Source organism: Hyphococcus luteus (assembly GCF_002943565.1).
In the GTDB taxonomy this organism is placed as follows: Bacteria; Pseudomonadota; Alphaproteobacteria; order Caulobacterales; family Parvularculaceae; genus Hyphococcus; species Hyphococcus luteus.
In genome coordinates this window covers 1,191,606-1,204,220 of record NZ_PJCH01000005.1, presented here as the reverse complement: position 1 = coordinate 1,204,220, position 12,615 = coordinate 1,191,606, and the positions used below count along the sequence as shown (strand labels likewise).

The window sequence follows — 12,615 nt, the reverse complement described above, 5'->3', positions numbered from 1 at the left end:
CTTACTTTTTCTGTTTCGACAGATCATAGGCGCCAAGGCCGGGCTTGTAGGTTTTGTCGTCAAGGAACTGCCGCATGCCTTCCTTGCGCGCTTCATTGTCGAAGAAATTGAGCGCCTCCTGCGCGCGGATCAGGTAATCCTCGGCATTCTCGTAGGTCATCTCGCCGACCCGGCGCATCGCGTCCTTGGTGGCTTTCAGCGCCCAGGGGTTCTTCTCGAGCAGCTTGTTGGCGACTTCGCCGACGCGCGCTTTCAGCTTGTCCGCCGGCAGCGCTTCATTGACGAGCCCCGCCTCCTCGGCTTCCCTGCCGGTGAGGTTCTCGCCCAGCATGGCGTGATACATCGCCTTGCGGAAGGGCATCAGAACCTGCGCCACCTTGGTCGCGCCGCCGCCGGGCAGAATGCCCCAGTTGATTTCGGAAAGGCCGAACTGGGCGTCTTCCGAGGCGTAAGCGAGGTCGCAGGCGAAGAGCGGGCCGTAGCCGCCGCCGAAACACCAGCCGTTGACCATGGCGATGGTCGGCTTTTGGTACCATCTGAGCCGCTTCCACCAGGCATAGGCTTCGCGCTGCGCATGCCGCGTGCCCTGAAGACCGAGCGCTTCGGTTTCCCGGAAATATTCTTTCAGGTCCATGCCCGCCGACCACGCCGTCCCCTCGCCGGTCAGCACCAGAACGCCCACATTGTCGTCGAATTCGAGCTTTTCGATCACCCGCAGCATCTGCCGGTTCAGCTTCGGGCTCATGCAGTTGCGCTTCTCAGGGCGATTGAATTTCACCCACGCCACTCGGTCCACAATCTCGTAGGATACCGTTTCTTCTTCCGTGCGTTCGCTCACGCGCGTTCTCCTCACTTCTACAAGCAGTTAAATCGGATAATGGCCGGGCTCGGTTTCCACCGTGATCCAGCGCAACTCGGTAAAGCTGTCGACCCCGGCCCTGCCGCCAAAACGCCCATAGCCGGAAGCGCCCACGCCGCCGAACGGCATCTGCGCCTCGTCATGCACGGTCGGGCCGTTCACATGACAAATGCCTGAATGAACCTGCCGCGCGACTTTTAAGCCGCGCGCGGAATCGCGCGTGAAAACGGCGGCGGAGAGCCCATACTCGCTGTCATTGGCGAGCCGGATGGCGTCGGCCTCGTCTTTCGCGCGGATCACGCCTACAACCGGGCCGAAACTTTCGTCGCGATAAATTTTCATGTCTGCGGTGACGCCGTCGACGACGGTCGCCGGCATGAGCACGCTGTCCGCCGTCCCGCCGGTCAGGATTTTTGCGCCTTTCGAGGCGGCGTCATCGATCAGCGCGTTGACGTTCTGAACGGTTTTCTTGTCGACCACGGCCCCAAGCGGCGTCTTGCCCTCTCGCGGATCGCCGGTCGCCAGCGACTTCGCTTTCTCAGTGAATTTCCTGGCGAATTCGTCGGCCACGGCGTCGACGACGATAATCCGTTCCGTCGACATGCAGATCTGCCCCTGATTCATGAAGGCGCCGAACGCCGCAGCTTTGACCGCCTCGTCGAGATCGGCGTCTTCGAGCACGATCAGCGGCGCCTTGCCGCCGAGCTCCAGAAGCACAGGCTTTAAATGCTCCGCCGCACGCTTGGCGATGATCTTGCCCACCGCCGTCGAGCCCGTAAAATTGATGCGCTTCACCGCCGGGTGATCGATCAGCGCGCCAACGACCTCGCCCGCGTCTTCCGGCGCATTGGTGACGATATTCACCGCGCCTTCGGGGAAGCCCGCCTCTTCGAACGCCTCAACGATCAATTCATGGGTGCGCGGACAGCTTTCGGATGCTTTCAATATCACGCTGTTGCCGCAGGCGAGCGGCACGGCGATGGCCCTGACGCCCAGAATGATCGGCGCGTTCCAGGGCGCGATGCCCAGAATGACGCCAACAGGTTCTTTCAGCGCCATCGCGAGACAGCCGGGCTTGTCGGACGGAATAACCTCGCCGCCGATCTGCGTGGTGATCGCCGCCGCCTCGCGGATCATGCCCGCCGCCAGCATCAGGTTAAACCGCGCCCAGCCTTCGGTCGCGCCGATCTCGCCCATCATCGCCTGAACGAAATCATCGGCTTTCGCCTCAAGAGCATCGGCGGCTTTCATGAGGACGGCGCGGCGCGCATTGGGGCCTAGGGCCGACCACACGGAAAAGGCCGCCGACGCACGCTCCGCGATCGCGGGAATATCGCCCGACTTCATGGCGATCGCCTTGCTCGCCGTCTCTCCCGTTAGAGGATTTTTGCGCTCGAATTCCATCTTGTCCTCCCGATGAATATATTGCTATTATTCATAGCATTCTTGTTCGCCCCAGACAATAGTCCTACCCCTTGAGGCCCATGGGAGATTTGACGGAAACCGCCCTGAAAGACCCGCTTGAATGCTTTCTCGGCTATCAACTCCGGCGGGTTTCAGCCGCGTCCATGGCGCAGCTGACCAACTCCCTTGCAAGGGAAAACTTCTCGCCGGTCGCCGCAACGGTCCTCTTGATGATCAAAGCCAATCCTGGGGAGACGCAGGCGCGCATCGGCCGGGCGCTTGCAATCAAACGCGCCAACATTGCGCCGCTAATTGCGAAACTTGAAAACGAGGGCCTTGTCACCAAGACGGCAAGCGACGGCCGCTCCTACGGTCTCATTTGCACGGCGCAAGGCAAAGCGACCGCCAGGCGGATCAAAAAGATCATGGCGGACCATGAGGAATGCGCCTTCAATACGCTCCGCCCCGACGAACAGGATCGGCTTTTACGCCTGCTCGCCAAGGCCAGGCGTCAGATCGCAGGCGAACGGGACAGCTGACCGCCAAGACGATTGACCGCCAAAAGGATCGGGTTGCCGAGGGTCGGATCAAAAACCGCCTTGCGAAGACGCCGGTTCTCTTTCTCCAGCGCTTTCAGGCGGCGCGCCCGGCCAACGCCCAAGCCATTGAAAAATAATTGAAATCCGGTTCCGGCCATGCCTTCGCCGGAAAGCGCCTCTGGCAAACGCCCAGCCCGCTTTATCCCGCTTGACGAGACCCGTCCCCCGGGCTAGAGACCCGCTTCTTCTTAACAACCGGGCGGCAGAAACCGGGGCGAAAAAGGACACTGAGGCTGGAACAGACGCCTCACGGAGTCGGATATGTACGCAGTCGTGAAGACTGGCGGTAAGCAATACCGCGTTTCCAAAGACGATATTGTGAAAGTCGAGCGCCTGCCCGGCGAGGCCGGCGACGTGGTCACGCTCGACGAGGTTTTGATGGTCGGCGACGGCGGCGATGTGACCGTCGGCGCGCCGAAAGTCGACGGCGCTTCTGTGGCCGCCGAAATCCTCGAGCAAAAGCGCGACCGGAAGATCATCGTCTTCAAAAAGCGCCGCCGCCAGAATTACCGCCGCAAAGCCGGCCACCGCCAGCATCTGACGGTCCTCAAAGTGACCGACATCCTGACCGGCGGCGCCAAGCCGAAACCGGCGGCGAAGAAAGCGGCCAAAAAGGAAGAGCCGAAAGAGGCCCCGAAAACCGCCGCGCCGAGCGAAGGCGCGGACGATCTGAAACAGCTTTCCGGCGTCGGCCCGGTGCTGGAGAAAAAGCTGCACGAAGCGGGCGTGACGTCTTTCGCGCAGATCGCCGGCTGGACCGAAAAAGACATTGCGGATATGGATGAGAAACTCGCCTTTCACGGCCGCATCGAGCGCGAAGGCTGGGTTGAACAGGCGAAGAAACTCGCCAAAGGCGAATAGGAGTAGACAATGGCGCATAAAAAAGCAGGCGGTTCCTCGCGCAATGGACGCGACTCGGCGGGCCGGCGTCTCGGCGTGAAAAAGTTCGGCGGCGAAGGCGTCGTTCCGGGCAATATCATCGTGCGTCAGCGCGGCACCAAATATCATCCCGGCGACAATGTCGGCATGGGCAAGGACCACACGCTGTTCGCCCTTTCCGGCGGACGCGTCGCCTTTGCGCAAAAGCGCGGCGGCAAGAACTACGTCTCCATTATTCCGGCCGACAATTAATCGCGCCGTCCGCGGCGCCCGGGGCGCCGCAAAATGAGGGTTTTGGAAAAAGGGCGCCCCCTGCGGCGCCCTTTTTCTTTTCGCCGTTTTTCCTTTTGTCCGAGGCGCGTCATGACTCTCATCCACACCAGACGATTTCTCCTGCGTCCCATCGAAGAAATCGACGCGCCCGTTTTCGCGCGGCTCTGCAATGACGAGCAGATCGCCCGCAACACTTCGCGCATTCCGCACCCCTACACGCTCGAAGACGCGGAAGGCTTCACCGCGGCGATCTCCCAGGCCTTTGCGCTGGGAAAAGAGTTCGCCTTCGCGGTTTGCGACAATGGCGAGCTCATCGCCTGCTGCGGCGTCACCCGGATCACCATCGAGCTTTACGAGCTCGGCTACTGGGTCTCGGCCCCGGCGCGCGGCTGCGGCGTCGCGACGGAGGCCGCGCGCGCCGTCTCGCATTTCGCCTTTGCAGAGCGTAGCGCCGAAAAACTCCTTGCCGGTCATTTCACCGACAATCCCGCCTCGGGCCGCGTTCTTGAAAAGACGGGCTTTCGCAAAACCGGCGAGACGCGCAAACAGTTTTCGCTCGGCCGTGGCGGCGAAGCGGAGTCGGCGCGCATGGCGATGATGCGCGAGGACTTCGCGCCGCCGCCTGACGTGACATTCGCCTGAAACGGGCGCGCCCCTTGAAAACGCGCAAGCGTGAAACATTTCAACGCAAACCGACGTCTCGATCTCTTTTTTTGGCCTGGCTGCTGGCTTTCAGAAGAGTTTGGCGCCATTTGCGTAAAATGTTCCACGCGATTTTCTGCTCCTTCGCTTCCCTGTCATCCCGGGGCGGCGTCACGGGATCTCGCACCATGCGCGGCGACACTCTTCGCCCTGAGGCGCTGATTGTCCTCGCCCTTCGCGACGCGTTCACTTCGTGAACGCCCTCAGGATGAAGACAATCAGCGCGCCGCAGCGCGTGCAGAATGACATCCAAGAGCATAACCCCGCTGCGAAACCCGTGGATAACTACGCACCGAAAGCGGGATTCCGGGCGTTTTTCGCGTCTTGCGGAAAAGGCTGCGTTTGGCCCTCAACCTTTGCGGGCGCGGATGTTAGCCTCGCCCGCGAAAGCCGCCGGAGCGATCCATGACGACCATCAGCGAATTCATCGTCCGCAAAGACAAGCTATCCGAGGGGCGGGTCGAGACCCGCGAGGCCCCGGCGCTAAAAGACGGCGAGGTCTTGGCGAAAATCGACCGCTTCGCGCTGACCGCCAACAACGTCACCTATGGCGTCGTTGGCGAGCGCATCGGCTATTGGAAATTCTTTCCCGTTGCGAAAGAAGGCGACGGGATCATCCCGGTCTGGGGCTTTGCCGACGTCGTCGAGTCGAACAATCCGGAGGTTCCCGTCGGCGAACGTCTTTACGGTTATTTTCCCATGGCGAGCCATCTCGTCATGAAACCGGAAAAGGCGAGCGAAACGCGCCTCTTCGACGGGGCGGCGCATCGGGCGGGCCTGCCGCCGGTCTATAATTCCTATGCGCGCGTCAAAGCCGAGCCCGGCTATAATCGCGAGATGGACGACGACCGCATGGTGCTCTTCCCGCTCTATGCGACCTCCTTTTGCCTCTACGATTTCATGAAGGACAAGGGCTGGTTCGGCGCCGAGCAGGCGATCATCGCGAGCGCGTCCTCGAAAACCGCGATCGGAACCGCTTACGCCATCGCCGGAGACAAGTCGGCGCCGCGCCTTGTGGGTCTGACGTCGGCGCGCAACAAACCGGCGGTGGAAAAGCTGAAACTTTACGCCGACGTTTTCACTTATGACGAGATCGAAAAGATCGACGCTTCCAGACCCGCCCTCATCATCGACATGTCCGGCAATGGCGAGGTCCTGGGACGGCTCCACAAACATCTCGGCGACAACATGAAATTCACCTCGAATGTGGGCGTCACCCATTACGAGCAGAACGCCATGGGCCCGGACTTCATCGCCGAGCGCAGCGAGATGTTTTTCGCCCCCGGCCATATTCAAAAACGCGCCGAGGAATGGGGCCCCGGCGGTTTCGAAAAACAGGCTTTCGCCTTCTGGAAAGAAGCCGCGATCAAATCGCACGACTGGCTGATCATCCGGCGCGAAAACGGCTCTGAAGCGGTCGCACGCGCCTGGAAACAGCTCTGCGCCGGCGAGACGCCCGCCGACGCCGCCTGGGTCGTCGGGTTTTAGCGCCGGCCCTGACGCCGTCCGCCAATATTACTTTTTCGAATTTATTGTGCGGCGCACAACATCCTGTAAAGATTTGCTGCGAGCCTGAAGGCTCAAGCTTAGCAGGAGCCAGGCTTTATGAGCATGCGCGAGACCATCAACAGCTGGCTTCACGGCTCCGGCCCGGCGCGGCGCCTCAAGCTCGCTTATCTCCGGGCGGCGCGCGAATTCGACCGGCGGACCGTAAAGCCGGCGACGCTCAATCTCGCGCTGCAGGGCGGCGGCGTGCTCGGCGCTTTCACCTGGGGCGTCCTTGACCGTTTGAGCCATGAACGCGCTCTCGACGTGAAAGCCATCACCGGCGCCTCGGCAGGCGCGCTCAACGCCGCGCTTTTCATTTCCGGCTTCGTCACCGGCGGCGCGTCCGGCGCGCGCCATGCGCTAAAAAGCTTCTGGACCGACATCGCCGATGCGTCGTCGTTTTCGACTTTCATGTTTTCACCCATGCTGATGAGCGCGCAATCGGATATGTGGCGCCAGGCGATGACCAATCCCGGCGCCATGAGCGTCAATCCCTTGCGCTCAGCCCTCGCCAAGAACGTCGACATCGACGCCCTGCGCTCGGCCGAAGCCCCGGCGCTGTTCGTGTCGGCGACCCATGTGAAGACGGCGCAGGCGCGCATCTTTACGAATGCGGACATCACCATCGACGCGCTTCTCGCTTCGGCCTGCCTGCCCAATCTTCACCCGACGGTGTGGATCGACGGCGAGCCTTACTGGGACGGCGGCTTTTCCGCCAATCCGGCGCTGGAGCCGCTGGCGCGCATCGACGCCGACAGGACGCTTCTGGTGCGCCTCATCGAATCCGGCGCCGAAGGCCTGCCGAAAAGCGGCGCGGAGGTTGACGCCTATATGAAGAACCTCCTCTTCAACCGCTCGCTCGACGAGGAGCTGGCGCGGCTTCAGGACGACCATCCGCAGATGCGCGATCTCGATGTCATCGCGCTTAGCGAATACGAAACCAAGGTGCAGATTTCGAGCCGGCCGACGCCGTCCCTCATCCGCTCCCTGCATGAAAAAGGGCGCGCCGCCGCGGAAGATTATCTCGAAAATATCCGCCGCGCCGCGGGGCCCGGCGACGGCGAAGCGCCGCAGGATCCGGTTTCCGTGACGGCTTGAAACCCTTCCCTTTAGAAAGGGTTCAGCGTGTAGCCCTGGTTTTGCAGAACGCTGTGAACCGTCATCGCGGAGATGGCCATTTCAACGCCGGGCAGCAGGTCTTCCTTCGTGACGCCGTAATAAGCGGCGCTCTGGCCGCAGACGATGACGCGCACGTTCTTTTCCATCAGCGCCGCCAGCAACGGCGCATTGGCGTTTTCGCCGCCCATAGCCTCGGCGTAATGCGCATCCCCGGTCAGGTCCTGCACCGCCTTGCCGTGCACTACGATGGCGAGGGCGATGTTCTCTTCAGGAACGCCCGCCCGCGCATGCATGTTGAAAAAGCGCGCCGCCGTCACCAGCGTCTTATTCAACTGGCCCGGCGCGGCGCCCTTGTTCGTGTCGTAGACGATCTTGAATTCGGTCCCTTCCGGAATTTCGAAATCCGCATCCACATCCGCGACGGGACCGAAATCCTCGAACACCGGCCCTTTGGAAAAGGCCGAAAAGTCCGCCTGCGCCGGCGACAGCGCCGCAGACGCGGCGGCGAGCAGGGCGCAAAGCCCGAACAGTTTTTTCATGAATTCCAGTCCCGTTGCCTGTAAGCGCCAGGCTGGCCCCAAAACTGGTCTCCCAGGACGCAACCGGCTTATAATCCGCATCAAGGAGTATAGGCCCATGTCCGAACCGCTCGTCAAATCCCATATGGAAAACGGCGTCGCCAACGTGACGCTGAACCGGCCGGATGCGCTCAACGCCTTCACGCCCGACCTGCTGAAGGCGCTGATCGCCGCGCTGAAAGAGGCCGAAGCAAAGGCGCGCGTGATCGTGCTCTGCGGCGCGGGCCGCGCCTTTTCCGCCGGCGTCGATCTGAAATTGCTGCAGGGGGCGACCTTTGAAAACGGCAAGGTCGACGACATTTTCGACAATGTCTCCTTCGCCGCCATCGACGCCATCCGCCATGCGTCAGCGCCGGTCATCGCCAAGGTGCACGGGTTTTGTTTCACGGGCGCGCTTGAGCTGGCGCTGCACGCCGATTTCATCCTGACGACGGCGGAGACGAAATTCGGCGACACCCATGCGAAATGGGGTTTGCGGCCGAGCTGGGGCATGAGCCAGAATCTCGCGCGCGCGGTCGGCGTCAGAAGGGCCCGGGAGCTTTCCTTCACCGCCGCAAGCTTCACCGGGGCCGAGGCCGAGCGCTGGGGGCTCGCCAACGCCGCCTTCCCGGACAAGGAAACGCTCGACGCCGAAACCGCGAAACGCGCCGCCGCCATCGCGGCGGCCAGTCCCGGCGCCGTCGCGGCCTATAAGGACCTTTACCGGCTCGCCGAGGAAAACCCCGCCCTGGAGACAGCGCTCGCAGAAGAACAGCGGCGCGATTACCCCGAGATCACCGACACGGCGGCGCGGCTGAAAGGATTTTCCAAATGACCGATCCGGACCGGCCGCGTCTTCTCATCGACATTGTCGCCGATCCCGTCTGCCCCTGGTGTTATGTGGGCCTGAAATCCTTTGAGCTGGCGAAAGACCGCCTCAAGGACGAATTTATCGTCCTGCCGCGCATCCGCGCCTACCAGCTCAATCCCGACACGCCCGCAGACGGCGTCGACCGGCGCGAATTTTATGCGAAGAAATTTCCCGATGAGGCCAAGCGCGCGGAAATGGCCCACCAGTTGAAAGCCGCGGCGCTGGGCGCCGGTTTCGCCTTCGATCCGTCCCTGCCGACGCATCTGCCCAACACGCTGAAGGCCCATCAGCTGATCCGCCTCGCTCATTTCGACGGGGCGCAGGAGCGCCTCGCGCTGATGCTTTACGCCGCTTATTGGGACAAGAACGCCGATATCGGCGACGACGAGACGCTCGTTAAGATCGCCGGGGAAGCCGGCCTCGACCGCGACAACGCCCTCGCCGACCTTCAAAACCCGAAAAGCGCCGGCGAGGTCAAAGCGGAGGCCGACGCCTTTCGCCAGGCGGGGGTGACCGGCGTGCCCACTTTCATCGTTAACGAACGCACCGGCTTTTCCGGCGCCCTGCCCCCGGCGCGGCTCGCGGATGCGCTGCGTCAGGCGGCGCGCGCGACGCGCGCCCAGTAAGCGCCGCGCGGACGGCATGAAAATCGCAAAGACGCCGGTCATGAAAAGAACCGCTCTTTGCATCCTGTTTTTTTTCGCCGCCTGCGTCTCTCCAGCAACAGCGGAGATCGCCGCAAACTCAGCGCCTGCCCTCAAACGCGCTGTCCTAAAAGCGCGCAAGGGCGAAACAATCGTGATCGCATCCGGGCGTTACGACCTAACCGACCTGAAACTCCCGCGGGACGTGACGCTGAAGGGCGAGGGCGAAGTGGTTTTCCATTCCAGCCGCCCGACGGAAAAGGGGATCTTAAACCCGCTCTGGGACACATCGCTCCGTGTCGAGAATATCCGCTTCGAGGGCGCGCGGTCGCCGGACCTCAACGGCGCCGGCATCCGCCATGACGGCCTTCATCTCACCGTCGTCAATTGCGTCTTTGAAGACAATGAAGACGGCATTCTCGCCACCGGCCAGGCAAAGGGCGTGATCACGATCACCGGGTCGGCGTTCATCGACAACGGTTATGGCGACGGCTATTCGCACGCGATTTACGTCGCAGATGGTCAAGAACTTGACATTCGCGCCAGCAAATTCATTGGCACGCGCATCGGCCATCACGTCAAATCCCTCGCCGCGGTGACGCGCATCGTTAATTCGAGTTTCGACGACGCCGACGGCAAAACCAGCTATTCCGTGGACGCGTCGCGCGGCGGGCGCGTCCTAATTCAAGGAAACAGCTTTATTCAGGCCGCAAACGGCGACAATTCCACGCTTATCAATTATGATCAGACGCGGGGCGGAACCGCCGATGCGCTGGTTATAACCGGCAACCGGATCGTCAACCGCAACCGCAACGGGCGGTTGTTGCGCAACGAGACGGGGGTAGTCCCGGTAATTGAAGGCAATGACGTGCGCAACCAGGCGGGCGGGCGCCTTAATACTGATTAAATTATAACATTTGTATTTTTCGCGATGCGCACCCAGCGCACGCAACACAACTTGACGGCGAGCCGCCTCTGTATTCAAATCTATTTGCGACTTTGTTTTGACTGACCTTCACGACCCCGCCCCTTCCGGGAAGACTGGCCGTTACGTTAGATCCCAAGACATGGTTGCCGACCCAAGCCCCTCGCTAAAACGCAGTATGCGGACAAGCAGGGGGAAGACGCCATGATAGGAGATCGAAGAATGGCTACAGGCGCTGTCAAATGGTTCAACGCCACAAAAGGATACGGATTTATCGCCCCTGACGACGGCGGCAAAGACGTGTTTGTTCACATATCCGCCGTCAAACAAGCTGGCATGCCCGATCTGCAGGAAGGCCAGAAAATCGAGTACGAACTTGTGGAGCAGCGGGGGAAAACATCCGCTGGCAATTTGAAGGCGGTCTGACGCCCCGCCTTTTCATGCATTTCAACCGCCGCGCGGCTGCTGCGCCCGCGGCGGTTTTTCTACGCCTCATAGTTCCTTATACTGAATAGCTGACTTCGCTTACGCCGACGCTCGGGGGCCGCCCAGGCGCCGCGCCGATTCGCCCGCGCCGCCCGCCGGACAGGCAGCCCGCCCCATCGGCGCCGCGAGCAAAGCAAGCTGGCGAGAGATGTGAAAATGGCGGTCCCGAAAGGATTCGAACCTTTGGCCTCTGCCTTCGGAGCTGGTTCATTGCCCTATCCGAATTACGCGATAGGGCACGCCAGAGTGCGATAACCACCTGAAACTTATTGATTTTTAGAATCCGCTCTCCGAAATCCCTATCCGAGAATACGCCCGAATTTGCCGCCAAGTGCTTACGTGGTGCTTACGCGAAGTCGGGTCCGGCAGGGACTGGAACCATGGCGAAGATCACCAAGCGGGTCGTCGATACGGCTGAAACAGGCACTAAAGATTACGTCATTTGGGATGATGAACTCCCTGGCTTTGGTCTACGCGTCTTCGCATCCGGGAAGAGAAGCTATGTGATTCAGTATCGATCAAGAGGACGTTCGCGTCGCTATACGATAGGTCTGCATGGCGTATGGACTCCGGAGACCGCGCGTCGTGAAGCGAAAGCGCAACTTGGCCGGGTCGCTCATGGTGACGACCCCGCCGAAGAACGGGAAGAAGACCGGAAGGCGCTTACCATCAAGCAGCTCTGCGAGCAGTACATCGCCGACATGGAAGCTGGCCTCATCTTAGGGAAAGGCGGCCGGCCGAAGAAGGAGACCACCATTGCCACCGATGTCGGCCGTATCCGCAGGCACATCATTCCTCTTCTTGGGACACGACGTGTGCGGGACATCACAAAGCCGGACATGAACAACCTGATGAAAGACATCATTGCCGGTAAGACGCGCGTGACCATGAAAACCGAAAAGCTCCGTGGCAAGGCCATCGTTCGCGGCGGCCGCGGCACCGCGATCCGGACCATGGGCCTGCTCGGTGGCATTTTCTCTTATGCCGTCGAGGCTGGCGTGATTGAGCACAACCCGACGCATGGTCTCCGCAAACCGAAATATCAGGTCCGTGACCGAAGGCTCAGCGAAGCCGAGTATCGGGTTCTAGGCGGCATTCTTCGCGAGGCGCGGGAGAGCGACCACTACCGCATACACGCCGATATCCTCAGGCTGATCGCGCTGACTGGCTGCCGTCGCGGAGAAATCGTAAATCTCAAATGGAGCGAGGTCGATCTTGAGGGTAGCTGCCTGCGGCTGATCGATAGCAAGGAGGGATCTTCCGTCCGTCCTGTCGGATTGCCTGTTGTCGAGTATCTCGAAGACGAACGGAAGCGGCGGGCAGGCACGTATGTCTTTCCCGGCAAGGGCTTGGACAACGCCGTCGGGAACTTCCCACAGAGTTGGAAGAAGATGTTCAAGGACACGCCGCTTTGGGACGTGACACCTCATGTCCTGCGGCACAGTTTCGCGAGCATCGCGAACGACTTGGGGTTCACTGAGATCACGATCGCCGCCCTAATTGGTCACGCCAAAGGGTCGGTCACGAGCAAGTACGTCCACACGCTCGATTCCACATTGATCATGGCTGCGGACACGGTGTCTGGCTACGTGAAGGCGCTACTCGAAGGGGTCGAGTTCAGGCGGAACACTTATACGCTGGATCGGCAATCCCGTCAGAGCGCTATCAATGAAATGTTGAACGAAAGCCATCCATCCACTTAATCGCCACTCATTTTCACGACCCTCGGCAGCCTAGATTCTAAAGGAA

Annotated in this window: 14 protein-coding genes; 11 read left to right on the top strand and 3 right to left on the bottom strand. The window is 61.0% G+C overall.

What is annotated here, in order from left to right; translation table 11 throughout:
- Position 1 precedes the first annotated feature (1 nt).
- Both CW354_RS10755 and CW354_RS10750 read right to left on the bottom strand, forming a co-directional pair.
- Positions 2–838 carry a p-hydroxycinnamoyl CoA hydratase/lyase gene (locus tag CW354_RS10755; RefSeq protein WP_104829983.1) on the bottom strand — a complete coding sequence of 279 codons (837 nt, stop codon included), beginning with the start codon at positions 836–838 and terminating at the stop codon, positions 2–4.
- A 27-nt stretch (positions 839–865) separates the two neighbouring features.
- Positions 866–2,263, bottom strand: coding sequence for an aldehyde dehydrogenase (locus CW354_RS10750; RefSeq protein ID WP_104829982.1), 1,398 nt, complete (start codon positions 2,261–2,263; stop codon positions 866–868).
- Positions 2,264–2,343: 80 nt separating this feature from the next.
- Between CW354_RS10750 and CW354_RS10745 the strand changes: the two genes are divergently transcribed.
- From CW354_RS10745 to CW354_RS10710, 6 genes are all read left to right on the top strand, one after another.
- The gene (locus CW354_RS10745) at positions 2,344–2,802 is read left to right on the top strand and encodes a MarR family winged helix-turn-helix transcriptional regulator (RefSeq protein WP_104829981.1); all 459 of its coding nucleotides are present in this window, start codon (positions 2,344–2,346) and stop codon (positions 2,800–2,802) included.
- 321 nt (positions 2,803–3,123) lie between these two features.
- A complete protein-coding gene (locus tag CW354_RS10735; protein WP_104829979.1) occupies positions 3,124–3,723 on the top strand; it encodes a 50S ribosomal protein L21 in 600 nt (199 codons plus the stop codon).
- 9 nt (positions 3,724–3,732) lie between these two features.
- Positions 3,733–3,993 (top strand): 50S ribosomal protein L27, encoded by a 261-nt coding sequence (rpmA, locus tag CW354_RS10730; protein WP_104829978.1) that lies wholly within the window; start codon positions 3,733–3,735, stop codon positions 3,991–3,993.
- A 111-nt stretch (positions 3,994–4,104) separates the two neighbouring features.
- The gene (locus CW354_RS10725) at positions 4,105–4,656 is read left to right on the top strand and encodes a GNAT family N-acetyltransferase (RefSeq protein WP_165793640.1); all 552 of its coding nucleotides are present in this window, start codon (positions 4,105–4,107) and stop codon (positions 4,654–4,656) included.
- A 465-nt stretch (positions 4,657–5,121) separates the two neighbouring features.
- The gene (locus CW354_RS10715; RefSeq protein WP_104829975.1) at positions 5,122–6,204 is read left to right on the top strand and encodes a DUF2855 family protein; all 1,083 of its coding nucleotides are present in this window, start codon (positions 5,122–5,124) and stop codon (positions 6,202–6,204) included.
- A gap of 117 nt (positions 6,205–6,321) precedes the next feature.
- A complete protein-coding gene (locus tag CW354_RS10710; RefSeq protein ID WP_104829974.1) occupies positions 6,322–7,362 on the top strand; it encodes a patatin-like phospholipase family protein in 1,041 nt (346 codons plus the stop codon).
- Between the two features lie 11 nt (positions 7,363–7,373).
- Here the strand turns inward: CW354_RS10710 and CW354_RS10705 are convergent, their stop codons facing one another.
- Positions 7,374–7,922: a DsrE family protein gene (locus CW354_RS10705; RefSeq protein WP_104829973.1), complete on the bottom strand. Its 549-nt coding sequence runs from the start codon at positions 7,920–7,922 to the stop codon at positions 7,374–7,376.
- Positions 7,923–8,019: 97 nt separating this feature from the next.
- On the opposite strand from CW354_RS10705, the gene CW354_RS10700 reads away from it, so the two are divergent.
- The 5 genes from CW354_RS10700 (at position 8,020) to CW354_RS10680 (ending at position 12,569) form a co-directional block, all read left to right on the top strand.
- On the top strand, positions 8,020–8,775 hold the full coding sequence (locus tag CW354_RS10700) for an enoyl-CoA hydratase/isomerase family protein (protein ID WP_104829972.1): 756 nt from the start codon (positions 8,020–8,022) through the stop codon (positions 8,773–8,775).
- Positions 8,772–9,437 carry a DsbA family oxidoreductase gene (locus tag CW354_RS10695; RefSeq protein ID WP_104829971.1) on the top strand — a complete coding sequence of 222 codons (666 nt, stop codon included), beginning with the start codon at positions 8,772–8,774 and terminating at the stop codon, positions 9,435–9,437. Before CW354_RS10700 ends, CW354_RS10695 begins: the two co-directional genes overlap by 4 nt.
- Positions 9,438–9,477: 40 nt before the next feature.
- A complete protein-coding gene (locus CW354_RS10690) occupies positions 9,478–10,362 on the top strand; it encodes a right-handed parallel beta-helix repeat-containing protein (RefSeq protein WP_133162274.1) in 885 nt (294 codons plus the stop codon).
- Positions 10,363–10,602: 240 nt separating this feature from the next.
- Entirely contained in the window at positions 10,603–10,806 is a 204-nt protein-coding gene (locus CW354_RS10685; RefSeq protein WP_104829969.1) for a cold-shock protein, read from the top strand.
- A gap of 440 nt (positions 10,807–11,246) precedes the next feature.
- A complete protein-coding gene (locus tag CW354_RS10680; protein ID WP_104829968.1) occupies positions 11,247–12,569 on the top strand; it encodes a tyrosine-type recombinase/integrase in 1,323 nt (440 codons plus the stop codon).
- Positions 12,570–12,615: the final 46 nt, after the last annotated feature.